The sequence below is a fragment of the Nevskia soli DSM 19509 genome (assembly GCF_000711955.1).
GTDB lineage: Bacteria > Pseudomonadota > Gammaproteobacteria > Nevskiales > Nevskiaceae > Nevskia > Nevskia soli.
In genome coordinates this window covers 62,907-85,268 of the sequence record NZ_JONR01000016.1, presented here as the reverse complement: position 1 = coordinate 85,268, position 22,362 = coordinate 62,907, and the positions used below count along the sequence as shown (strand labels likewise).

The following is a 22,362-nucleotide window of genomic DNA, read 5'->3' as shown; positions in this document are numbered from 1 at the left end:
TTAAGGGCTCAGATTGACGTTGACGGTTTGGGATTCGCTGCCGCGCTGCACGGTCAGCGTAAGCTGGTTGGCCTGGCTCATGTCGCTGAGCAATTGCAATGACTTGGCGGGGTCGTCCAATTGTACGCCGTTGATCGAGGTCACCACATCGCCCGGGCGCAGGCCGGCGGCGGTGAACACCGAACGGTCGCGGCCGGGATAGATGCGGTAGCCCATCTGCCCGTTGCCCGAGGGATTGGGCGCCGGCTGCACGCGGATGTAGTCCTGCGCCTTGGCCGGGTTGGCGAGCATCTGCGCCCGGATTTGCGCCAGCGATTCGGCGGCGCCGCTGTCGCCGGCGCCGTCGGCCACCGCCAGCGGCGCATCGTTCGAATTCGGCTGATCCTTGTCCAGGCGCAGCGTCTCCAGCTGGCCGTTGCGCGACAGCACCACGCGATCGGGGAAGATCGCGGTCAGCGTCACGCCGGGCGAGATGGCGTCGTTGATCGAATACGGCTTCTCGTCGCCGCCGCCGGCAATCAGGGCGCGCGAGGCGGACTTGTTCTTGCTGTTGGCGAGGATGCCGAGCAGGGTCAGGGCGAGCTGCGTATCGGGCGCATTGCGGATCTTGTCCAGCCCCGGCGTGGGCGAGGCCTGGTACTGCCCGAACAGGTGCGCCGCGCTGATCCGGTTCAGGTCCAGCTGGTTGGCCGGGTTGGGCGCGCTGGCCAGTGCCGGCGCGGCCGACCACGCCGCCGCCGCCGGGGTCGGCACCAGTGCCCAGATCAGCTCGGCCAGCAGGCGCGCGATGACCACGGCCAGCACCAGGTCCACCGCGGCGGGCAGCCAGCGGGCATAGCGCTCGTACAGCGGCGCCAGGGTCTTGGGCAGGGCGGTCCAGTCCCGCAGGGTCATGGAAGTCATTTCGGCATCATAACGGGCGTTTGCGGGGCGCGGAAGGAAACTTTCCGTTAAGGTTGAGCGGATTGCCCTGTCGCCGCCCGGTAGCGGGCGGCAGGCTTTTCTGGGGGGTGGCGGCACGGCCGGCGGACGCAGAATATCCGCCTTGAATGGCAGAAACATTTCGGGGAAGGGGATGACGCACAAGATCTGGGTCCGGCTGGGGATCAGCGCCGCCGTGTTCCTGCTGTTCCTGTTGCAGACGGCCGGCTTCTACGGCCACACCCTGCTCGATCAGATGGAGTCGTTCAGTTACGACGCCCGCCTGCTGCTGACCATGCCCAAGACGGTGGACAAGCGCATCGTCATCGTCGACCTGGACGAAAGAACCTACGCCACCGAGGGCTGGCCCTGGCCGCGGGCCAAGATGGCGGAACTGGTGCGGCAGCTGTTCGAGCACTACAACGTGCGGGTGCTCGGCTTCGACGTCGATTTCCAGGATGCCGACGCCACCGCCGGCGGCCAGCTTCTCGACAGCCTGGCGAAAGGCCCCCTGGCCGACCTGCCGGGCTTCGCCGAACGGCTTCCGGCGCTGAAGGACAAGCTCGACGGCGACCGCATCCTCGCCGCCATGCTCAGCGGCAAGCCCGTGGTGCTGGGCCTGTTCCTGAAACAGACCCTGCCGGTCGGCGAAGCCGCCAGCACCGGCGCCATCTGCGCCCCGGTGATCGACGCCGGCGCGCGCGCCCTGCTCGAAGTCAACTTCCCGCGCGCCGTCGGCTACGGCGGCAACGTCGCGCCGTTGCAGGCCGCCGCCCCGGCCTGCGGCTTTTTCGACAACCCCGGCGTCGATCAGGACGGCCTGTACCGGCGCGTACCCCTGTTGCAGGAATACCAGGGGCAGGTCTATCCGTCGCTGGCGCTGGCGGTGACCCAGATGGCCATGGGCAATGTGCCCGTTTCGCTGGAATTCGACCCGCCGGATATCAAGACCTCCCTGCACCTGGAGCGCGTCCGCTTCGGCCCCGCCACCGCCCCCGTGGACGGGAGCGCGGCGATTTATGTGCCTTACCGCGGTCCACAAGGCAGCTTCCCCTATGTTTCGGCGGCCGACGTGCTGCATGGCACCGCCGACCCGGCGGTATTGAAGGGGGCCGTGGTCCTGCTCGGCACCACCGCCGCCGGCCTGCTCGACTACCGGAGTACCCCGTTCAGCAAGGTCTTTCCCGGGGTGGAGGTGCACGCCAACATCATTTCCGCGCTGCTCGACGGCCGCATCCTGCAGAAGGCCCCCTATTACATCGGCATCGAAATCGTCCTGCTGCTGATCGTCGCCGCCTTCATGACCCTGCTGTACCCGCGCCTGTCGCCGCTGCACGGCGGCCTGCTGGTGCTGGGCATCATCGCCGCCCTCATCGCCCTCGGGTTCGCCATGTGGTCGGGGGCGAAGTTCATCACCCCGCTCGGCATCCCGGTGGTATTCACCCTGACCCTGTTCCTGGCGCAGATGCTGAACGGCTTTTTCAACGAGTCGCGGGCCGTGCGTCACCTGAACAAGCGGTTCGGCCAGTACGTGCCGCCGGAGCTGGTGGACGAGATGGCCGCCAGCGGCCAGGAAATCTCCATGTCCGGTGAAAGCCGCGACATGACCGTGCTGTTCTCCGATATCCGCGGCTTCACCACCATCTCCGAGAAATTCCGCGACAAGCCGCAGGAATTGTCGCTGCTGATGAACGAGTTCCTCGGCGTCCTCACCGAAGTGGTGTTCCGCCATCGCGGCACCATCGACAAATACATGGGCGACGCCATCATGGCCTTCTGGGGCGCCCCGCTGGAAGATTCCACCCACGCCTTCCACGCGCTGCAGGCGGCGATGGAGTTTCCCCAGGCGCTGGCCAGGCTGGACGCCGCGTTCGAGGCGCGCGGCTGGCCCAAGCTGCAGATCGGCGTCGGCCTCAATTCCGGCCCGATGATGGTCGGCAACATGGGCTCCGAGTTCCGCGTTGCCTACACCGTGCTGGGCGACGCCGTGAACCTCGGTTCCCGCCTCGAAGGCCTGACCAAGGAATACGGCGTGGCGGTGATCTGCAGCGAAGCCACCCGCGCCGGCGCTCCTGAATGGACCTTCCGCGAGCTCGACCTGGTCAAGGTCAAGGGCAAGGACCAGCCGGTGGCGATCTATGAGCCATTAGGCCCCAAGGATGCCGTCGACCCCGGCCTGCGCCAGGATCTGACGCGCCTGCGCCAGGCCCTGCGCGCCTACCGTGCCCAGCGCTGGGACGAGGCCGAGCGCGAGTTCTTCGGCCTGTCGCGCTCCGGCCGGCCGCATCCCCTGTACGAGCTGTACCTGGAACGCATCGCCGAAAACCGCCTGCATCCGCCCGCCGCGGACTGGGACGGTGCGACCGTGTTCAAAACCAAGTAAAGCCTAGTAAAGCCTCAGGGAAAGATCAGGGTGAGCCTGGGGCGCGGGTGTTGCCCTTGCGCCCAATGGCGCAACGGATATTTACATTCCGCACCGGTACTACAGCCCTTGCGCGCTGTCATGTATGATCAGCAGCCATGAGGTTGGGTCGACAGCCGGCGGCCGATGGTGTCCCTGTCGATAGTTCACGGAAAGATGGATGGCCGCCGTACCGGCTTTGAACGAATTCCTCCGCTTGCGGTCAACCGGCTAGCGCCGCGTCGACGGCGCTTTATTTTTTAGCACACCACAACTGCACATTGATTAAGGGGTTGAAGTAATGAAACAGTCCACCGGCAGGCTCTTAGGCGCCCGTCTATTGAGCCGCCCCGCGGCCCTCGGTATCGGCATGGCCGCAGCAGTCGTGGCCGGAATCTCCGCCTGCGGCGGCGGCGGCAACAACAACTGCCACAACATCCCGCAGGCCACCGGCCTGATCGGCCAGCCGAATTTCAACCAGGGCACCCCGAACAACCCCAGCATCTCCGGCTTGTCGCTGGGCGGTGTGCAGGGTTCGGTTGCCGTATTGCCGAATCCCAGCGCCCCCACCGACACGGCCACCGCCACCGTCTATGTGGCGGATACGACCAACAATCGCATCCTGGGCTTCACCGGTATTCCGTCCGGTATCAACACTGCAGCCGCCTCTTTCGTCATCGGCCAGAGCTCGATGACGGATCAGAGTTCCGGCATCGGCCCGCAGGGTTCCGTTCCGATCAAGTTCGCCAACCCGAGCAAGGTCTGGATCGCCACCACGCCGACCAACACCTACCTGGCCGTTGCCGACAGCGGCAACAACCGCGTGCTGATCTGGAACACGCCGCCGAAGGACAGCACCACCGGTCCGGATATCGTGCTGGGCCAGCCGAACCTCACCACGGCCGCCGCCAACCAGCCCAACGCCACCCCGTCGTCGACGGGCATGGATCATCCGACTGCCGTCATCATCAGCTCCAAGGGGCAGGTGGTGGTGGTCGACAAGAGCAACAACCGCGTGCTGATCTGGAACACCGTTCCGACCACCAGCAACGTCCCCGCCGACCTCGAACTGGGCCAGGTGGCCACCGATAGCTCGGGTACCACCACCTGCACCGCCAACACCGGCACCGCGGGCTACTGCTTCACCACCAACGTCCCGAACATCGACCAGTTCAACGGCATCACCAACATCCTGGCGATGCGTCAGCCGTCCGACGCCTGGACCGATGGTTCCAACCTGCTGGTCAGCGACACCGGCAACAACCGCGTGCTGTACTGGGCCGGCGTGCCCAACAACATGAACAAGCTGCCGGACAACCTGCTGGGCGCCACCCAGTTCGGCTCCTACAACCCCGCCGGCGGCTCCGGCTCCCAGGCTTTCAATGCGCCCTGGGGCGTAGCCTCCGACGGTACCAGCGTGTTCGTCGGCGACAGCGGCAACAACCGCGTGCTGGAGTTCCAGTCCTACATCACCACGCCGAAGAACGGCACCGCGGCGACGGTGGTGTTCGGCCAGCAGGACTTCACCCACATCACGCAGAACGATCCTGACCAGAACGGCGCCGTGGCCGACCAGCGCAACGACCCCGCGACCAGCGGCGTCAACGCCGGCACCATGTTCAGCCCGCAGGGCCTGTATGTGAACGCGTCCTACAACGTCCTGCTGGTTTCGGACAGCGCCAACAGCCGCGTCATGCGCTTCCCGATCATCGGCACCAGCAGCGCCGGCCCGAACACCAACTACGGTGTCGACGGCACGAACACCGACGACGGCAACTTCTGCTTCTGATCCTCTGAAGCGGGTTCAAGGCCGCTCCGGACGCAAGTCCGGAGCGGCCTTTTTATTGGCGCGGCGTCCCGTTGGTGGCAAAATTTCGACGGTAGCCGGGTCGCGGCGCGGCAGCGCGCGCCTTGAACCGGGCGGTCCCAGCCCCCATTGAGCTGACAATGCAAATCGTTACACTGTTGACATGAGTGAGCGCGAACGCGATTCCGGCACCGGCACAGGCCTCGTCGTCGAGGAGGCCAAGCCGCGCCTGCAATCGCCGCCGTTGTACAAGGTCATCATGATCAACGACGACTTCACCCCGATGGAATTCGTGGTCGAAGTGCTGCAGATGTTCTTCCATCGCACGCGCGAGCAGGCGGTGCAGATCATGCTCCAGGTGCACCAGACCGGGCGCGGCGTCGCCGGCATCTTTCCGGCGGAAATCGCCGAAACCAAGGTGGCCCAGGTCAACGCCTATGCGCGGAAAAACCAGCACCCCCTCCTGACGGTGATGGAAAAGGCATAGAAGCCGGCGATCGGTGGCCAGTGGTCAGTGGCCGGTGATTCAGCGCCTCATTCCCCTGTTCGTCGCCTGTTTTCCCCGATTTCTCGCGCTTTTACCGGCCACTGATCACTAGTCACTGACCGCTGCTTCATCTGGTGCGGGAATTGCAAGGAATAAACATGGGCGATAAAGCTCTTGCGCCGAGGTTGCAAAAGCCCGAGGCTAGCCCCATAAAGGTGCGGTGAAGACTAGGAGCACACATGCTCAGCGATGAGTTGCAAAAAGCGTTGGATGCCGCATTTCTTGCCGCACGCAGCGACGGCCACGAGCTGTTGACCGTCGAACACCTGCTGCTGGCCCTGCTGTCCGATTCCAATGTCAGCGAAGTCCTGACGGCCAGCGGCGCCGATCTGGACAAGCTGGAACAGGCCCTGCGCGACTACATCGCGCAGAACATCCATTCCAACAAGGAAGCCGCCGGCAACCAGGAAGTGCAGCCCACGCTGTCCTTCCAGCGCGTGCTGCAGCGCGCCATTTACCACGTCCAGGCTTCCGGCAAGAAGCGCGTGTCGACCCTGAACGTGCTGGTGGCCCTGTTCGCCGAGAAGGACACCCACGCCGTCTACCTGCTCAACGAGCAGGGCGTCAGCCGGCTGGACATCGTCAACTACATCTCCCACGGCATCGCCAAGAACAGCCAGCCGGCCGCCCCGGAAGCCTCCAGCGAGGCCGAGGAGAAGGAAGAGCCCGGCAAGCCCGGCGGCAAGAGCGCCCTGGAACAGTTCGCCGTCAACCTCAACGAGCGCGCCCTGCGCGGCCAGATCGATCCCCTGATCGGCCGTGCCACCGAGCTCGAGCGGGTGATGCAGACCCTGTGCCGCCGCCGCAAGAACAACCCCCTGCTGGTGGGCGAGGCCGGCGTCGGCAAGACCGCCATCGCCGAAGGCCTGGCCTGGCTCATCACCGAGGGCCGCGTGCCCGAGCTGCTGCGCAACGGCGTGGTCTACAGCCTGGATCTCGGCAGCCTCATCGCCGGCACCAAGTACCGCGGCGACTTCGAGAAGCGCTTCAAGGGCGTCATCACCGAGCTGACCCGCACCCCCGGGGCGATCCTGTTCATCGACGAGATCCACATGATCATCGGCGCCGGCGCCGCCAGCGGCGGCGTCATGGACGCCTCCAACCTGCTCAAGCCGATGCTGGCCAGCGGTGAGTTGCGCTGCATCGGCAGCACCACCTACCAGGAATACCGCGGCATCTTCGAGAAGGACCGGGCCCTGTCCCGCCGCTTCCAGAAGATCGACGTGCCGGAGCCGAGCGTCGAGGACACCATCAAGATCATCGAGGGCCTGCGCGAGCGCTTCGAGGAGCACCACCAGGTGCACTTCACCAGCGGCGCCATCCGTTCCGCGGTGGAGCTGGCGGCGCGCCACATCACCGACCGCCACCTGCCGGACAAGGCCATCGACGTCATCGACGAGGCCGGCGCCCGCCTGCGCCTGCTGCCCGAGGGCAAGCGCCGCAAGACCGTCCAGGTGCGCGACATCGAGGAAACCATCGCCAAGATCGCGCGCATCCCGCCGAAGAGCGTGTCCAACAACGACCGCGACCGGCTGGCCAACCTGGAACGCGACCTCAAGCTGGTGATCTTCGGCCAGGACGCGGCGATCCAGACCCTGTCCTCCTGCATCAAGCTGTCGCGTTCCGGCCTGGGCAATCCCGACCGGCCGATCGGCAACTTCCTGCTCGCCGGCCCCACCGGTGTCGGCAAGACCGAGGTCACCCGCCAGCTGGCCAACCAGCTCGGCATCGAGCTGATCCGCTTCGACATGTCCGAGTACATGGAGCGGCACACCGTGTCGCGCCTGATCGGCGCGCCCCCGGGCTATGTCGGCTTCGACCAGGGCGGCCTGCTCACCGATGCGGTGCTCAAGCATCCGCACGCGGTGGTGCTGCTGGACGAGATCGAGAAGGCCCACCCGGACGTCTTCAACCTGCTGCTGCAGGTGATGGACCACGGCAAGCTCACCGACAACAACGGCCGCGCGGCCGATTTCCGCAACGTCATCCTGGTGATGACCACCAATGCCGGTGCGGAAGAGTCCTCGCGCCGCTCCATCGGCTTCTCCGAGCAGAACAACACCACCGATGCATTGGAGGTGATCCGCCGCATGTTCTCGCCGGAATTCCGCAACCGCCTCGACGCCATCGTCCCGTTCGCCCCGCTGGGCCGGGCCGAGATCGCCCGCGTGGTCGACAAGTTCCTGATCCAGCTGGAAGAGCAGCTGTCTTCCAAGCACGTGCAGCTGGACGTGGAGCCGGATGCCCGCGAGTGGCTGGCCGATCACGGCTACGACGCCAAGATGGGCGCCCGCCCGATGGCCCGCACCATCCAGGAGAACCTCAAGCGTCCGCTGGCCGAGGAACTGCTGTTCGGCAAGCTCTCCAACGGCGGCCGCGTCTCGGTCCGCGTCGGCGAGGACGGCAAGCTGGAGTTCGAAATGGTGGCGCGGGAGAAGCCGGCCGCCGCCGCCGAGCCCGCCTGAGCCCGAGCGCTGTAAACGACAAAGCCCGCTTCAAGCGGGCTTTGTTTTGTGTGATACGCCGCTGGCGATCAACTGGCTCTTGTCGTCATACCGGCGCAAGCCGGTATCCAGGGATTCGAAGCGTGAATTCCACTGCTTCAGACACCGTCGCGCGCCGGCATGACACCCAGCCGGAAGCGCAAATGCGGCGAAATCTTATTTGTCGCGGAAAGTGATGCGACCCTTGCTCAGGTCGTACGGCGTCAGCTGCACTGTCACCTTGTCGCCGGTGAGGATGCGGATGTAGTTCTTGCGCATGCGGCCCGAAATGTGGGCGGTTACCACATGGCCGTTTTCGAGTTTGACGCGGAACGTGGTGTTCGGCAGCGTCTCGACGACGATGCCGGGCATTTCGATGTGATCTTCTTTGGCCATAAGCCGGGAAACGGAACCCAGGTTCTTTCAGGAGGCGGCATTATCCGCGAACCCATCCCCTGCGGCAATTCGCTCCAGCCGGGCCCAGCCGCCGGGGTGCAGCACTTCCAGCGGCCGGAAGCGCTTTTTGTAGTCCATTTTTTCGCTGTTTTCGACCCAGTATCCCAGGTAGACGTAGGGCAGGCCCTGCAGCCGCGCCTGCTCCACCTGCCGCAGGATGGCGTAGGTGCCGAGGCTGCGTTCCGGCAGGTCGGGGTCGAAAAAAGTGTACACGGCGGAGAAACCCTGCGGAATCCGGTCCACCACCGACAGGCCCAGCAGCTGGCCGCCGCGGCGGTACTCCCAGAACTCGGTGCGGCCCCAGGTGCAGCCGAGGAATTCGCGGAAGGCCTCGGCGTCATCGGGGTCCATGCCGCCGCCGGCATGGCGGGCGCTCAGGTAGCGCCGGTACAGCTCGTAATGCTCCTTGTCCAGCTGCGACACCACCCGCAGGTGCAGGTCCGCGTTGGCGCGCAGGCAGCGTCGCTGCGAGCGGTCCGGCGCGAACTCCTGCACCGCGATGCGCACCGAGCGGCAGGAGCGGCACAGCTGGCACATCGGCCGGTAGGCGTAGTTGCCGCTGCGGCGGAAACCCTGATCGAGCAGCACGCCGTAGAGCGCATCGCTCAGCGGAAAGGCCGGATCGACAAAGGCGCTGCGCGCGCTGCGCTGCGGCAGGTAGCCGCAGCTGTGCGAGCTGCCCACCAGCAGGCGCAGGCTTTGCAGCTTCATGCCGCGTCTCCAGCCACAGGAGGCGACAGCGGCCGGTGGCGGCGCTGGTCCGGCACCGGGATGTCGAAGCGCCAGGTGCCGGTGCGGCCCACGTCCTGCAGCGCCTGGCGCAGCCGCAGCAGGAAGCGGTCGCGCGGAATCTCCACCGCCCCCAGTGTCTTCAGGTGCCCCGAGGTGACCTGGCAATCGATCAGGCTGTAGGCCCAGGTGCGCAGCTGCCGGCTCAGGTGATACAGCGCCAGCTTGGAAGCATCGGGCACGCGGCTGAACATCGACTCGCCGAAGAAGGCCCGGCCCAGCGCCACGCCGTAAAGCCCGCCCACCAGTTCGCCGCCCTGCCACACTTCCACCGAGTGGGCGAAGCCGTGCTGGTGCAGTTCCAGATAGGCGCGTTTCATTTCCGGCCCCAGCCAGGTGCCCTGGCCGCTGCGGCGGCTGCCGGAGCAGGCTTCCAGCACTTCGGCAAAGGCGCTGTCCAGCGTCACCGCGTAATCGTCCTTCTTCAGCCGCTTGGCCAGCGAATGCGAGACGTGGAAATCCTCGGGCGCCATCACCGCGCGCGGGTCCGGGCACCACCACAGGATCGGCTCGTTGGGGTTGTACCAGGGAAAGATGCCGGAGGAATAGGCGCGGATCATGCGCGGCAGCGACAGGTCGCCGCCGATCGCCAGCAGGCCGTTGGGATCGCGCATGGCGCGATGCGGCGCGGGGAAGGGCTGGTTCGGATCGCGCGGATCCAGCCAGTGCAGGCGGACCGGGTTATCCATAGGACTCGTCCGCGGCCAGGGGCGCTTCCGCCGCGATCTCCAGCGGCGCGTCCTGCCGGTAGGGGCTGTGATCGGCCAGCGCGTCGCCGCGCTGGCCCACCCATTCGCGCTCGCGCAGCAGCGATTTCGCCACGGCTTTATGCAGCCGCGGATCGGCCAGCCAGTGGGCCGAGCGCGTGCGCACCGGTTCGAAGCCGCGCGCCAGCTTGTGCTCGCCCTGCGCCCCGGCGTCGAAGCATTGCAGGCCCTCGCGGATGCACCATTCGATCCCCTGGTAATAGCAGGTTTCGAAATGCAGGCTGTGGTAGCGCTGATCCGCGCCCCAGTGCCGTCCGTAAAGGGTATCGCCCCCTTGCACAGTGATCGCCACGGCTGCCAGCCGCTCCCCGTCGTAAGCCAGGATCAGTCTAACCGGCGTCCCCGCGCGTTGTCCGTAGTCGAGAAAAAAATCCAGGGTGAGGTAGGGGGCCTGGCCGCGTTCCTCGTAGGTGTTCGAATACAGCTCGTAAACCCGCAGCCACGCGGCTTCGTCGATCTCGTCTCCCGCCCGCACTTCGAAGCGCAGTCCGGCTTCCGCCACGCGGCGGCGCTCGCGCAGCAGCTTCTTGCGCTTGTCGCTGGACAGGCGCGCCACGAATCCGCCGAAATCGGCATAGCCGCGGTTGCGCCAGTGGAACTGCACGTCGTTGCGTTCCAGGCAGCCGGCCGCGCCCAGCGCATCGAGGTCCGGGCCGTCGAGAAACAGCGCATGCATCGAGGACAGGCGGTTGGCGCGGGCGATTTCCGGCAGCGCCGTCGCCAGCGCCGTCCGGGCGGCTGCGTCGCGCGCGCCCAGCCGCGGCCCGGTGGCCGGGGTGAAAGGCACCGCGTTGAGCAGCTTGGGGTAGTACGGCCGGCCGATGCTCTGGCTGGCTTCGGCCCAGGAGAAATCGAAGACGAATTCGCCGTAGGAGTGCGCCTTCAGATACAGCGGCGCGATGCCGGCGACCGTGCCGGACTCATCCTCCAGCACCGCGTGGCAGGGCGTCCAGCCCGTCTCCGGGCTGGCGCAGCCATGCGTTTCCAGGGCGTCGAGGAATTCGTGGCGGGTGAAGGGATAAGCGTCTGGAAAAAAGCTGTTCCAGACCGCGGCGGGGAGGGCCGAGGCGCGTTCCAGGTGGCGGACGCGCAACCCGGCCATGCACTAGTGGAAAGTGAGGGGCGCGACCGCGACCTTGCGCAGCGCCCACTGCACGCAGGTATCGTGCTCGAAGCGTGAGATCTTCTCTTCCTCGGCCGGCGGCACCGCCTCGGTCATGCGGCCGTCCGCGTCGAAGCGGATGGCGGCGCCCGCGGTCTGGATCTTCATCTCGGTGGAAGCTTCGTCGTCCCAGGACACCTGCAGGTAGCGCAGGCGGCGCTCGGCATACTCGGGCAGCCGGTTGGCGCCCGCGGCGATCAGCGCGGCCTCATCCGACGAGAACTCGCGGATTTCGCCGCCTTGCGTCAACACGAAGTGGCGGATTTCCGTACTCATGGTTCGCTCCGTAGTGATCCTCTATGACTTCGACACCACTCAAGGATGAAGGTTTAGCGGCGGAATTCAAGCCCTCTTGAGGGTGGAGCGGTGTAGTGGGGACGGGCGGTTCCTCCGGCCGGACGGAGGAAGGGCGCTGCTATACTTTTCCATGGCCGCCGGGCCTCCCGCATATAAACTTGACCCTCTCCTTTACGAGCGCGCATCTGGTGCTGGATTTTTTAAAAAGCAAGAAACAAGCCGCCAAACCGGTCGGCCTCCGCGCGCGCGCCGCCAGCGCGCCGCCGGCCGAAGCCAGCTGGATCGAGCGCCTGCCCCGCGAAGCCGCCTTTCTTGCCTGCACCGGCCTGGCCCTGTTCCTGCTGGTGGCCCTGATCAGCTTCCACCCGGACGATGCCGGCTGGTCGTCCTCCGGCATGGGGGGAGCCACCCGCAACCTCGCCGGCAGCGTCGGCGCCAGCCTGGCCAACGGCCTGCTCAGCTTCGTCGGCTATGTCGCCTTCCTGCTGCCCTGGTCGGTGTTGTGGCTGGGCCTGCGCGTGTTTCGCGGCAACGAAGGTCCGTCCCATTTCCCCGCCTGGGTGCGCGTGCTGGCCTGGGTGCTGGCCCTGCTGAGCCTGTCGGCCCTGGCCGCCATGTACCTGGGGCAGGCCGGGCGCTGGATCCCGCAGGGCAGCGGCGGCATCGCCGGCAGCCTGCTCAGCGACGTGCTGATCAAGGTGCTGAACCAGGTCGGCGCCACCCTGCTGCTCCTCACCCTGTTCGCCGCGGCCCTGCCGCTGGCCATGATCTTCTCCTGGATCACCGTGCTGGACGCCCTGGGCGGGCGCGTGCTCGGCCTGGGGCAGTCCCTGATGGGCAAGGCCCGTGAACGCCGCCTCAACGCCCAGGCCGCAGCCGCCGCGGCGGCGGACGCGCTTCCGGCGGTCAGCGTCGAGCCCACGCTTGCCGCCGAGGCCGAGGCGCCGGCGGAAAAGACCCGTCGCCGCCGCGCGCCGTCGGTGAAGCCGACCGAAGACGATAGCCAGCTCGACTTCGTCCCGGCCGCCATCACGCCGCCGGCGGTGGCGCCGGACCCCATCCCCGCGCGGGTCGAGCCGGCCCGTCCCGAACCGGTCAGGGAGTCCGTCCGGCCCGAACCGGTGGAACGGGCGGTATCCGTGGCGCCCTCCCTGGTGCCCGAGCCGGCCGAGGCCATCGGCATCGCGCCCGACCGCCCGGTCGTGCCCAAGCCGCCGGCCAAGGCCAGGAAATCGCACAAGCCGGAAGAGCCGGAAGTGCCGCCCTACGACGGCACCAATCCCCTGCCGCCGCTGGAACTGCTGGACATGGCGCGCCCCAGCGGCAAGCGCTACACCCCGGAAGAGATCGAGCGGGTCTCGCGCGAACTGGAGCGGCACCTGGCCGATTTCGGCGTCAAGGCCCAGGTGGTCGACGCCATGCCCGGCCCGGTCATCACCCGCTTCGAACTGCAGCCCGCTCCGGGCGTGAAAGGCTCCCAGGTCACCAACCTGGCCCGCGACCTGGCCCGCGCCCTGTCCGTGGCCAGTGTGCGTGTGGTCGAAGTGGTCGAAGGCAAGAGCGTCATCGGCCTGGAAATCCCCAACACCAAGCGCGAGATGGTGGTGCTGCGCGAAGTGTTCGAATCCAGTTCCTACCAGGATTCGTCGGCGCCGCTGACCATCGGCATGGGCAAGGACATCGCCGGCAATCCGGTGGCGGTCGACCTGGCCAAGATGCCGCACCTGCTGGTGGCCGGCACCACCGGCGCCGGCAAGTCCGTGGCGATCAACGCCATGATCCTGTCGATGCTGTACAAGTCCACCGCCCAGCAGGTGCGCTTCATCCTGATCGACCCGAAGATGCTGGAACTGTCGGTCTACGACGGCATCCCGCACCTGCTCACCCCGGTCGTCACCGACATGAAGGACGCCGGCAACGCCCTGCGCTGGTGTGTCGCCGAAATGGAGCGCCGCTACCGCCTGATGTCTGCCCTGGGTGTGCGCAACCTGGCCGGCCTCAACCGCAAGATCGAAGAGTCCGCCGAGGCCGGCGAGCCGCTGCACGATCCGCTGGCGGCCGAGCCCGACCTGTTCTCCGAGAATCCCATCGAGCCGCCGGCGCTGGAAAACCTGCCGCACATCGTCGTCATCATCGACGAGCTGGCCGACATGATGATGGTGGTGGGCAAGAAGGTCGAAGAGCTGATCGCCCGCCTGGCGCAGAAGGCGCGCGCCGCCGGCATCCACCTCATCGTCGCCACCCAGCGCCCCAGCGTCGACGTCATCACCGGCCTGATCAAGGCCAACATCCCCTCGCGCGTCGCCTTCCAGGTCGCCTCGCGCATCGACTCCCGCACCATCCTCGACGAGATGGGCGCCGAAACCCTGCTCGGCTACGGCGACATGCTCTACCGCCCCATCGGCGCCTCGCGCATGAGCCGCCTGCACGGCGCCTTCGTCGACGACCACGAGGTGCACAAGGTCGTGGCCTACCTCAAGCAGGTGGGCGAACCCAACTACGTCGCCGAGATCACCGCCGGCGAGCCGGAGCGCGGCGAGACGGGCGAGGGCAACGGCGGCGGCGACGCCGAGAAAGACCCGCTCTACGACCAGGCCGTGGCCGTGGTCCTGGAAACCCGCAAGGCCAGCGTCTCCTGGGTGCAGCGCCGCCTCAGCATCGGCTACAACCGCGCCGCCCGCATGGTCGAACAGATGGAAGCCGCCGGCATCGTCGGCCCCAGCGGCCCCGGCGGCAACCGCGAAATCCTGGCCCCCGGCGGTGGCCGCGAATAGAGCCCGGAGCCGCTCCTTTTTTGTCCCCTCTCCCCACGAACGTGGGGAGAGGGCTAGGGTGAGGGGCAGCGCACTCAGAAGGTGTAGCTGCTCTTCACTCCCAACGCCACCCCGTAGCAAAGAGGGGGCGAAGATTCCCCTCTCCCGCTCGCGGGAGAGGGGCAGGGGAGAGGGCCGCTTCACCAGAATCGGTAGGGTGGGCGAAGCGCAGCGCAACCCACCAGCCCAAGCGCCGCGCACCGAACACGCAGCTTCAGTACCCGTTCAGCCCCGCCATGCGAAGCTGACGCAACAGGACACAAAACGATGACCGCGATGAAACTCAAATCCGCCCTGCTCGGCGCTGTGTGCCTGGGTCTGCTCGCCTCGACGGCCGCCCGGGCCGACTCCGCCCAGGACGCCCTGAAGCGCTTCACCGACGGCGTGCAGACCTTCGACGCCCACTTCGACCAGGTGCAGACCACCGACAAGGGCCAGGTCACCGCCCGCAGCAGCGGCCATTTCTGGCTGGCGCGGCCGGCCACCACCGGTACCGGCAAGTTCCGCTGGTCCTACGAGAAGCCCTACGTGCAGGCCACCGTCTGCGACGGCGCCAAGCTCTGGGCCTACGATCCCGACCTCAACCAGGTCACCGTGCGCGACGCCAAGAGCGCCCTGGCCGGCACCCCGGCCGAACTGCTCTCGCAGAAAGCCGCGCTGACCAGCGCCTTCACCGTGAAGGACGCCGGCACCGAGGGCGACACCCGCCTGGTGACCCTCTCGCCCAAGTCCAAGGACAGCGACTTCAAGACCATCGAGCTCGCCCTCAACAAGGACGGCGCCCCGGTGCGGATGAAGTTCGCCGACCAGATCGGCGGCCACTCCGAAGTGACCTTCACCGAAGTCCACACCAACGCCAAGATCGACCCGGCCCAATTCCAGTTCACCCCGCCCAAGGGCGCCGAAATCGTCAACGACGGCGGCATCACCACCAAGTCCCTGGATTAGGGCGCGGTTGTCGTAGGGCGGCCCGTGGCCGCCGGCGCACTTCCCGGATGCGCCGCACGCCGCCAGGTGCGCCGGCGGGCACGGCCCGCCCTACGGCGGTATCCTTTATTGGCACCCCATGACTGACGTCTTCGCCTCCGCCGTTCCCTTGTCCGCGCCCCTCGCCGAGCGCATGCGCCCGCGCACGCTCGACGAGGTCGTCGGCCAGCAGCACCTGCTCGCCGCCGGCGCCCCGCTGCGCGTTGCCCTCGAAGCCGGCCGCATCCCCTCCATGGTCTTCTGGGGCCCGCCCGGCGTCGGCAAGACCACCCTGGCGCGCCTCATCGCCGGCTACTCCGCCGCCCAGTTCCTGACCCTCTCGGCCGTCATGGCCGGCGTCAAGGACATCCGCGAGTCCACCGCCCAGGCCCGCGCCGCGCTCCAGGCCAACCCGCCGCAGCGCACCGTCCTGTTCGTCGACGAAATCCACCGCTTCAACAAGAGCCAGCAGGACGCCCTGCTGCCCTACGTCGAGGACGGTACCCTCATCCTCGTCGGCGCCACCACCGAAAACCCCAGCTTCGAACTCAACGGCGCCTTGCTCTCCCGGCTGCGTGTTTTCGTGCTGCGTTCGCTGGATGAATCCGCGATCAAGGACCTGCTGCTGCGCGCCCTCACTGATCCGCAACGCGGCCTGGGCGAAAGCGCCGACGCCATTCCGCAACACTGGCTCGACCGCATCGCCGAAAGCGCCGACGGCGATGCCCGCCGCTCCCTCATCCTGCTGGAGACCGCGGTCGAGCTGTCGCGCGCCGCCGGCGAAAAGAGCGACGACCTGCTGGAGAAGCTGATCGGCCGCGGCCTGCGCCGCTTCGACAAGCAGGGCGAAAACTTCCACGACCAGATCTCCGCCCTGCACAAGTCCGTGCGCGGCAGCGACCCGGATGGTGCGCTGTACTGGTTCGCCCGCATGCTCGACGGCGGCGTCGATCCCGTCTATGTCGCCCGCCGCATCCTGCGCATGAGCATCGAGGACATCGGCCTGGCCGATCCCCGCGCCCAGCGCCTTTGTCTGGATGCCTGGGACACCTGGGAACGCCTCGGCAGCCCCGAAGGCGAACTCGCCCTGGCCGTCGCCGTGGTCTATCTCGCCGTGGCGGCGAAGAGCAACGCCGTCTACAAGGCCTACGGCAACGTCCGCGCCGTGGTCGAGCAGCAAGGCACCCTCGAAGTGCCCATGCATCTGCGCAACGCCCCCACCAAACTGATGAAGGGCCTGGGCTACGGCCAGGGCTACCGCTACGACCACGACGAAACCGAAGCCCACGCCGCAGGTCAGCAGTATCTGCCTGACGCGCTGGCAGGCACGGAGTTCTATACCCCTACTGGGCGGGGACTCGAAGGCAAGATCGCGGAGAAGCTGGCGCAACTGCGCGCGGCCAACAAGCGCAAGGATTGAATCCGACAGGGCTGCCGATGCAATCCATTTGAGCAGAACTCCATTTCATCAATCCCCTCTCCCCACGAACGTGGGGAGAGGGTTAGGGTGAGGGGCGCTTTTAAGCCGACGAAGCTCGAATTCCATACTTAACTACAAAAAAGCTACATTTGCTTTCGTGGGACGAACCCGAACAAGAACGGAAAATCCATGAGCAAGGCGAAAATACCTGAATCCGTCCGCAAGGAGTTGGCAGCACTCGCCGCCAGACCGGAAAGCGAAATCGACTTCTCCGACATTCCGGCAACATCCGCAAAGGATTGGAACGGCGCACAACGTGGTCGATTCTATCGGCCCATCAAGAAACAACTCACGGTGCGCATCGACGCCGATGTGCTGGAGTGGCTCAAAGGGCAGGGCGCCGGCTATCAAAGCCGTCTGAATGAGATTCTACGCAGCGCCATGCTCAAGAAAGGCCGCGTTCAGCCATAGCAACGCATTCAAGAATTAAAGGGCTTCGAGCTATGAATTGGCATGCTTGGCCCCTTTGATTCCTACCGGGAAGGGGCTAGAGGGCGGCTCCGAATTTGTCTGCTCCCCATGCCAACGCAGACCTGATAGTCACCTGCTTGCTCGCAGGTTGCATATGGGAAGCCGGCTGCTCACTAGGTCCGTTGTCCGGCGGCTTCGAGAATCAACTGGGTGATCTCCTCGGGGTGCGAGATCAGCGCTAGATGGCTGGCCTTCACTTCGATGGTCTTGGCCCCCATGCGCTTGGCCATGAAGCGTTCGAGGTCGGGATTGATCGTCCGGTCTTCCGTGGAGACCGCATAGAAACTCGGCTTCGACCGCCAGGCCGCCTGCGTGGTCTTGCCGGCGAGCAGAGCCTTTTGGAACGGCTCCTGGGTTGCGTAGAGCACCTTCGCCTTTGCTTCCGGCAGGTCGCCCGCGAAATCACGCAGAAACGCAGCCTCACCCAGGCGCCCTTCATCGCCGTCAAAGATGATGCCGGCCGACGCAGGGGGTGTAGGAAATGTCTTGGCCAACGCAGTGTAATCCTCGCCCGCATCCGGCGCCCGCGCCGCCACATAGACCAGGGCCGAGACTTTCGGATTCATGCCGGCCTCGGTGACGATCATTCCGGAAAAAGAGTGTCCGACCAGAACTGTCGGGCCATCCTGCCGGTCCAGCACGCGCTGGGCCGAGGCCACCGCTTCCGGCAAGGTCGTCAGGGGGTTTTGCACGGCGGTGACATTGAGCCCCGCGGCCTGCAATCGCGGGATGACCTCGGACCAGCAGGATCCGTCGGCGAACAGCCCGTGCACCAGCACGATGTTGCGCGCCTTCACCAAAGGCGGGGCGGCGGCCATGCTACGGGCGGAGATCAGCGCAGCGGCGGCGCCTGCGGCCAGTGCGGCCGAAAAAGTACGCCTGCTCATGTTCATGACCTGACTTCCCTCAGCGGTGGGGCATGCCTTTCAACATTATCAGAATTGCCGTCGCCTGACAGATTGGGGGGGGGCGTGCGTATCGTGCCCGAGCCCATTGGCATGCTTTTTAATCGTCGAGTTCCGCGAGGGTATCGACGTAACGAATTCCGTATTCCTTCAGGCGTGGCCGCATCGAGTAAATATCGAGTCCCAGTTCTCCGGCGGCGAGGCGCATACGCTTGTCGATCTCGGCTTGCTCCCGCTGCCGGCCGGCGGAGAGCACCTTGTCCACGGCGGCGTTCGGTATTACGACGACCCCGTCGTCGTCCGCCACAATCGCGTCACCGGGAACCACGCGCGCGCCGGCGCAGACGACCGGAATATTGACGGATCCCAGAGTGGCTTTGACCGTACCGCGCGCATTGATCGCCTTCGACCAGACCGGAAAGCCCATGTCCGTCAATGCGGCCACATCGCGGCAACCGGCATCAATAATCAATCCGCGGACTCCGCGTGCCTTCAACGAAGTGGCGAGCAGATCGCCGAACATGCCATCGGAATTCTCCGTCGCGCACGCCACCACCAGCACATCGCCTGGGTGACATTGTTCGATCGCCACATGCAGCATCCAGTTGTCGCCCGGCTGAGCCAAAACGGTCACCGCCGGCCCGGCGATGGCGGGGCCCCGATAGATGGGGCGCATATAGGGTTGCATCAGGCCGCTGCGGCCCTGCGCTTCATGCAAGGTTGCGACCCCCAGCGCCGCCAATCCTCCGGCCAGCTCGGCCGAAAAGCGCGGAATGTGCCGCACGACCAATCCGTTCATGACAAATCTCCGGTAACGCGTGGGAATATGCTCTGGAAACCCTCGGCGTATTTGATGTCGCGCGTGGCAGTCACGCCGATGTTGCGCTTGGCCTGAGCCCCTCGCTGGAGCGCGACGCGCGTGTAATATTCCCAGAGATGTTCCTGGCCGGCCATGCATTGGATGGCGGCGTATTTCTTGTCCCAGACTCCGGTGATGTCGAGCAGCACGTCCGGGCGCCATTCGCATTGCTCGGGCTGGTGCGGCTCGAAGCAGTAGACCGGTGGAGCGCCGACGATCTTTTCACCCGGACGGTAGCCCTCGGCCTGGGCCAGGATCCGCGCCTCCTGGGTCAAGTGTGTCGCCAGAGGGTGATCGTAGTTGTACGGGTCCTTCAGCGAATGGCTCAGAACGAAGCCGGGCTGAATCTGCCGGAATACATCGGCAAGCCGGAACAGCGTGTCGCGATCTGCGCGCATCGGATAGTCCCCGATGTCGAAAAACTCGACGCTGGCCCCCAGGACTTCAGCCGCCGCCTGGGCTTCCACACGACGCGCGGCCTTCACCTTGTCCTCCGTCATGTCGCCTTTGCGCCATAGCTTGGCCGATTCGCCGCGCTCTCCGAACGACAGGCAGACGACGTGCATCCGGTAACCCTGCTGCACGTGCAGGGCGATGGCGCCGGCCGAGCGCCAGACAAAGTCCGCCGAATGCGCGCTGACGACCAGGCCGCTTTTGTGTGGGTTTGACATGGATCTCCGTGGAATCTTTTTAGCTGTTATGGACTTGCCGCATAATCGGGTGGACCGGGCGATATGGAAGGCGTCGCATCCGCCGCGCACTCATGGCTCGATCACAAGCCGTGCGCTGCGGGCACGCGAGCAGCAGGGCGTAAACTGATCGTTCGCCGCCTTCTCCGCATCGCTGAGATATAGATCGCGATGGTCGGGAATGCCGTCGATCACGCGGGTCACGCATGTGCCGCAGATGCCTTGCTCGCAAGATACCGCTATGTCGATTCCCGCTTCGCGCAGCACGTCGACCACGCTGCGTCCCTGTGGAACGGCATAGACCGGACCTTGCGCGCCGACCTGGACTTCAAACAGTTCGTCGTTGCCGGAGACGGCGGCTGCGCTGAAATATTCGCGATGCAGGTTGGTCTCGTGCCAGCCCTGCGCGCGGGCAGTGTCGAGGATATAGTCCATGAAGCCGCCCGGCCCGCAGATATAGAGGTGCTTATCGCGCTCGGGGCCCTTAAGCAGCTGCTTTACGTCGAGCTTGTCCTGAGCCGGACTGTCATCGAATTGAAAGCGGCAATGTTCGCGGTACGGCGCGGTTTCCATCTGTGTGCGAAACGCGGCGCGGCCCGCATCGCGGGTGAAATAGAACAACCGGAAGGGCCGGCCCTGGCGGCACAGGCTGTCAGCCATGCACAGGATCGGCGTGATGCCGATGCCGCCCGCAAACAACAGGCTCTCTCCGGCGGATTCCAGCGGAAAGAGATTGCGCGGCTCGCTGATCTGCAGACGGTGACCAACTTCAAAACGCTCATGCAAGCCCTTCGAGCCGCCGCGTGAATCCGGTGTTTTCAACACTCCGATCACATAGCGATGCCGCTCTGCCGGGGAGTTGCATAGGGAATACTGGCGCACAAGCCCAGGGCCGACCACAACATCGACATGCGATCCGGCATCGAATGCCGGCAATTCACCGCCGGAGGCGTGTTTCAACTCAAAGCTGAAGACACCCTCCGCTTCGCGCTCCTTCCGGGCGATTACGACATCGAGCATAAACAATGAACTCCAGTCCTCACGGATTCAGTCGGCACGGCGGTGATGTGAAGCCGCGGTGCCGCGAACACGTCTCGGAGATTTGCAAGGGGATCAAGCCGGGTCCAGGCCAAAAAAAGTGCCGTCGGAAGCAATCAGGGCGCAGTACGCCTCGGCCGTGGACGCGGGATCGATCACGTTGGTTGCGACCACCATGTCGCGGAAGTCGTTGTCCTCCGCCTTGCGCACCACGCCGCGCGGATCACGCCCGGCCTGTACCTCGCGTGCCGCCTCGTCAAGCATCCTGCGGGCGCGGACGATCGCGATGTCGGTGCTGCCGAGATGCTCGTCGATCTGGTCGTGTATCAAACCCTGTGACTGGGTGATCGCGATGTCGTGCACCGAGAAGCATTCGCCCAGGCCGAGATAGGCTTTTTCCTTCATCGACTCTCGATCCTGCATGAATAGTTGCTCCTGCTGGCGGCGCATGCGATCGCCTTCCGCCTTCTCCGATTGGTACTGGGCATCCAGGCTTTCCTTGTCGAGCTTTCCGCTGCGGTGGAAGATGAACTCCCAGCGCCAATGCGCGTGATCGTCGATGGGCACATCCCACAGCATCGTCAAGCCGCCGTTTCCGAGATAACCTTCGAAGCCGCCCACGGCACAGGCATTGGGCATCACGAAATTCGTGATTCGCACCGACGTGGCGGGAGAATCGGGCATCGCGCGCTTGGTATACAGCCTGACGCCAAAGCGTGTGTCCTCGATGCTGATGGCCGGACGCGATTTGTTCGCGAACACCCCCCAGCGCGCTCTCATCGTTTCGTCGGTGAGTTCCACCTTGTGCAGGTATGAGGTATGCACCGGGTCAATGTTGCCCTCGCTGGCCTGCAACCAGTTGCACTCGCCGCGCCAGCGGCAGGTATAACGATATTGGTCTCCCCCCATCAGCGCGGGATAGTTGGGGAACAACGGCGGTTCGCCCGGTCCCATGTAAGCCCAGAACGCGCCGGCCGCTTCATGCACTGGATACGACTTCGCCTTGACCCGATCCTTAGCGGTTGGCGAGAGCTCCGCCGGTTGCTCGATGCAGCGGCCGTTCACGTCGAACAGCCAGCCGTGGTAGGGGCAACGAATTCCGCCGTCTTCGATGCGTCCCAGGGCTAGATCGGTGCAGCGGTGGGCGCATTTGCGATCGATCAGGCCGACGCGGCCCAGATCGTCGCGGAACAACACCAGGTCCTCACCCATGATGCGCACGGGCAGCGGCGGGGCGCCGGGCCCTAGGTTGCTGGCGAGGGCAATCGGCTGCCAATAGCGGCGCAGCAACTCGCCCGCGGGCGTGCCGCGATTGGTGAAGGCCAGGTACTGGTGGCGCCCCGCGCCCCGCACTTCGGGAATGCCGCCGGTTCCGGCGGCGGGATTGGGTGTCGCGTTCATGCTGTCTCCATCCTTGTAGTTCGTTTTTGGCTGGTGCGGCCGTCCTTCCGGCGGCAAGCGCCCCTTCCGGGAAAATGTCCGCAGTACACGGCCAGGCCGTATCAGGCGAC

Annotated in this window: 19 protein-coding genes; 8 read left to right on the top strand and 11 right to left on the bottom strand. The window is 65.7% G+C overall.

What is annotated here, in order from left to right; translation table 11 throughout:
* On the bottom strand, positions 1-903 hold the full coding sequence (gene gspC, locus BP26_RS27500) for a type II secretion system protein GspC (protein ID WP_029920380.1): 903 nt from the start codon (positions 901-903) through the stop codon (positions 1-3).
* Positions 904-1,075: 172 nt separating this feature from the next.
* Between gspC and BP26_RS0109685 the strand changes: the two genes are divergently transcribed.
* The 4 genes from BP26_RS0109685 to clpA all read left to right on the top strand — a co-directional run bounded on the left by BP26_RS0109685 (position 1,076) and on the right by clpA (position 8,141).
* Positions 1,076-3,304: a CHASE2 domain-containing protein gene (locus BP26_RS0109685; protein WP_029920379.1), complete on the top strand. Its 2,229-nt coding sequence runs from the start codon at positions 1,076-1,078 to the stop codon at positions 3,302-3,304.
* Between the two features lie 388 nt (positions 3,305-3,692).
* Entirely contained in the window at positions 3,693-5,111 is a 1,419-nt protein-coding gene (locus BP26_RS0109680; RefSeq protein WP_157572448.1) for an NHL repeat-containing protein, read from the top strand.
* Between the two features lie 181 nt (positions 5,112-5,292).
* The gene (gene clpS, locus BP26_RS0109675) at positions 5,293-5,616 is read left to right on the top strand and encodes an ATP-dependent Clp protease adapter ClpS (RefSeq protein WP_029920377.1); all 324 of its coding nucleotides are present in this window, start codon (positions 5,293-5,295) and stop codon (positions 5,614-5,616) included.
* Positions 5,617-5,855: 239 nt separating this feature from the next.
* Positions 5,856-8,141 (top strand): ATP-dependent Clp protease ATP-binding subunit ClpA, encoded by a 2,286-nt coding sequence (clpA, locus tag BP26_RS0109670; RefSeq protein WP_029920376.1) that lies wholly within the window; start codon positions 5,856-5,858, stop codon positions 8,139-8,141.
* Positions 8,142-8,336: 195 nt separating this feature from the next.
* Here clpA and infA read toward each other — a convergent pair whose 3' ends face one another.
* From infA to BP26_RS0109645, 5 genes are read right to left on the bottom strand one after another with little or no spacing between them, the layout of a single operon-like run.
* Positions 8,337-8,555: a translation initiation factor IF-1 gene (gene infA, locus BP26_RS0109665; protein WP_029920375.1), complete on the bottom strand. Its 219-nt coding sequence runs from the start codon at positions 8,553-8,555 to the stop codon at positions 8,337-8,339.
* Between the two features lie 27 nt (positions 8,556-8,582).
* The gene (locus BP26_RS0109660) at positions 8,583-9,326 is read right to left on the bottom strand and encodes an arginyltransferase (protein WP_051748771.1); all 744 of its coding nucleotides are present in this window, start codon (positions 9,324-9,326) and stop codon (positions 8,583-8,585) included.
* A complete protein-coding gene (gene aat, locus BP26_RS0109655; protein ID WP_051748769.1) occupies positions 9,323-10,093 on the bottom strand; it encodes a leucyl/phenylalanyl-tRNA--protein transferase in 771 nt (256 codons plus the stop codon). The genes BP26_RS0109660 and aat overlap by 4 nt, the downstream gene beginning before the upstream one ends.
* Positions 10,086-11,264, bottom strand: a complete 1,179-nt coding sequence (locus tag BP26_RS0109650) for a GNAT family N-acetyltransferase (protein WP_051748796.1) — start codon at positions 11,262-11,264, stop codon at positions 10,086-10,088. The genes aat and BP26_RS0109650 overlap by 8 nt, the downstream gene beginning before the upstream one ends.
* Positions 11,265-11,276: 12 nt before the next feature.
* The gene (locus tag BP26_RS0109645; RefSeq protein WP_029920371.1) at positions 11,277-11,609 is read right to left on the bottom strand and encodes a hypothetical protein; all 333 of its coding nucleotides are present in this window, start codon (positions 11,607-11,609) and stop codon (positions 11,277-11,279) included.
* Positions 11,610-11,788: 179 nt separating this feature from the next.
* Here BP26_RS0109645 and BP26_RS0109640 point away from each other — a divergent pair, with 179 nt between their 5' ends.
* The 4 genes from BP26_RS0109640 (at position 11,789) to BP26_RS0109625 (ending at position 17,300) form a co-directional block, all read left to right on the top strand.
* Positions 11,789-14,404 (top strand): DNA translocase FtsK, encoded by a 2,616-nt coding sequence (locus BP26_RS0109640; RefSeq protein ID WP_281172710.1) that lies wholly within the window; start codon positions 11,789-11,791, stop codon positions 14,402-14,404.
* A 315-nt stretch (positions 14,405-14,719) separates the two neighbouring features.
* A complete protein-coding gene (gene lolA / locus BP26_RS0109635; RefSeq protein WP_029920369.1) occupies positions 14,720-15,391 on the top strand; it encodes an outer membrane lipoprotein periplasmic chaperone LolA in 672 nt (223 codons plus the stop codon).
* A gap of 118 nt (positions 15,392-15,509) precedes the next feature.
* Positions 15,510-16,829, top strand: a complete 1,320-nt coding sequence (locus BP26_RS0109630) for a replication-associated recombination protein A (RefSeq protein WP_029920368.1) — start codon at positions 15,510-15,512, stop codon at positions 16,827-16,829.
* Between the two features lie 189 nt (positions 16,830-17,018).
* The gene (locus tag BP26_RS0109625; RefSeq protein ID WP_036516466.1) at positions 17,019-17,300 is read left to right on the top strand and encodes a BrnA antitoxin family protein; all 282 of its coding nucleotides are present in this window, start codon (positions 17,019-17,021) and stop codon (positions 17,298-17,300) included.
* 173 nt (positions 17,301-17,473) lie between these two features.
* Here the strand turns inward: BP26_RS0109625 and BP26_RS0109620 are convergent, their stop codons facing one another.
* The 5 genes from BP26_RS0109620 to BP26_RS0109600 all read right to left on the bottom strand — a co-directional run bounded on the left by BP26_RS0109620 (position 17,474) and on the right by BP26_RS0109600 (position 22,252).
* Positions 17,474-18,253: an alpha/beta fold hydrolase gene (locus tag BP26_RS0109620; protein WP_029920366.1), complete on the bottom strand. Its 780-nt coding sequence runs from the start codon at positions 18,251-18,253 to the stop codon at positions 17,474-17,476.
* Between the two features lie 112 nt (positions 18,254-18,365).
* A complete protein-coding gene (locus tag BP26_RS0109615; protein ID WP_029920365.1) occupies positions 18,366-19,064 on the bottom strand; it encodes a 4-carboxy-4-hydroxy-2-oxoadipate aldolase/oxaloacetate decarboxylase in 699 nt (232 codons plus the stop codon).
* Entirely contained in the window at positions 19,061-19,795 is a 735-nt protein-coding gene (gene galB / locus BP26_RS0109610; RefSeq protein WP_029920364.1) for a 4-oxalmesaconate hydratase, read from the bottom strand. Before galB ends, BP26_RS0109615 begins: the two co-directional genes overlap by 4 nt.
* A 90-nt stretch (positions 19,796-19,885) precedes the next feature.
* The gene (locus BP26_RS0109605; protein ID WP_029920363.1) at positions 19,886-20,833 is read right to left on the bottom strand and encodes a PDR/VanB family oxidoreductase; all 948 of its coding nucleotides are present in this window, start codon (positions 20,831-20,833) and stop codon (positions 19,886-19,888) included.
* A 93-nt stretch (positions 20,834-20,926) separates the two neighbouring features.
* Entirely contained in the window at positions 20,927-22,252 is a 1,326-nt protein-coding gene (locus BP26_RS0109600) for a Rieske 2Fe-2S domain-containing protein (protein WP_084182958.1), read from the bottom strand.
* Positions 22,253-22,362: the final 110 nt, after the last annotated feature.

Excerpts from the sequence above, each read along its gene's own strand:
- BP26_RS0109600 (WP_084182958.1), bottom strand. The coding sequence starts at position 22,252 with ATGAACGCGACACCCAATCCCGCCGCCGGAACCGGCGGCATTCCCGAA.
- clpA (WP_029920376.1), top strand. The coding sequence starts at position 5,856 with ATGCTCAGCGATGAGTTGCAAAAAGCGTTGGATGCCGCATTTCTTGCC.
- BP26_RS0109660 (WP_051748771.1), bottom strand. The coding sequence starts at position 9,326 with ATGAAGCTGCAAAGCCTGCGCCTGCTGGTGGGCAGCTCGCACAGCTGC.
- infA (WP_029920375.1), bottom strand. The coding sequence starts at position 8,555 with ATGGCCAAAGAAGATCACATCGAAATGCCCGGCATCGTCGTCGAGACG.
- BP26_RS0109685 (WP_029920379.1), top strand. The coding sequence starts at position 1,076 with ATGACGCACAAGATCTGGGTCCGGCTGGGGATCAGCGCCGCCGTGTTC.
- BP26_RS0109605 (WP_029920363.1), bottom strand. The coding sequence starts at position 20,833 with ATGCTCGATGTCGTAATCGCCCGGAAGGAGCGCGAAGCGGAGGGTGTC.
- BP26_RS0109680 (WP_157572448.1), top strand. The coding sequence starts at position 3,693 with ATGGCCGCAGCAGTCGTGGCCGGAATCTCCGCCTGCGGCGGCGGCGGC.
- clpS (WP_029920377.1), top strand. The coding sequence starts at position 5,293 with ATGAGTGAGCGCGAACGCGATTCCGGCACCGGCACAGGCCTCGTCGTC.
- galB (WP_029920364.1), bottom strand. The coding sequence starts at position 19,795 with ATGTCAAACCCACACAAAAGCGGCCTGGTCGTCAGCGCGCATTCGGCG.
- gspC (WP_029920380.1), bottom strand. The coding sequence starts at position 903 with ATGACTTCCATGACCCTGCGGGACTGGACCGCCCTGCCCAAGACCCTG.
- BP26_RS0109645 (WP_029920371.1), bottom strand. The coding sequence starts at position 11,609 with ATGAGTACGGAAATCCGCCACTTCGTGTTGACGCAAGGCGGCGAAATC.
- BP26_RS0109615 (WP_029920365.1), bottom strand. The coding sequence starts at position 19,064 with ATGAACGGATTGGTCGTGCGGCACATTCCGCGCTTTTCGGCCGAGCTG.
- BP26_RS0109625 (WP_036516466.1), top strand. The coding sequence starts at position 17,019 with ATGAGCAAGGCGAAAATACCTGAATCCGTCCGCAAGGAGTTGGCAGCA.
- aat (WP_051748769.1), bottom strand. The coding sequence starts at position 10,093 with ATGGATAACCCGGTCCGCCTGCACTGGCTGGATCCGCGCGATCCGAAC.
- lolA (WP_029920369.1), top strand. The coding sequence starts at position 14,720 with ATGAAACTCAAATCCGCCCTGCTCGGCGCTGTGTGCCTGGGTCTGCTC.
- BP26_RS0109630 (WP_029920368.1), top strand. The coding sequence starts at position 15,510 with ATGACTGACGTCTTCGCCTCCGCCGTTCCCTTGTCCGCGCCCCTCGCC.
- BP26_RS0109620 (WP_029920366.1), bottom strand. The coding sequence starts at position 18,253 with ATGAACATGAGCAGGCGTACTTTTTCGGCCGCACTGGCCGCAGGCGCC.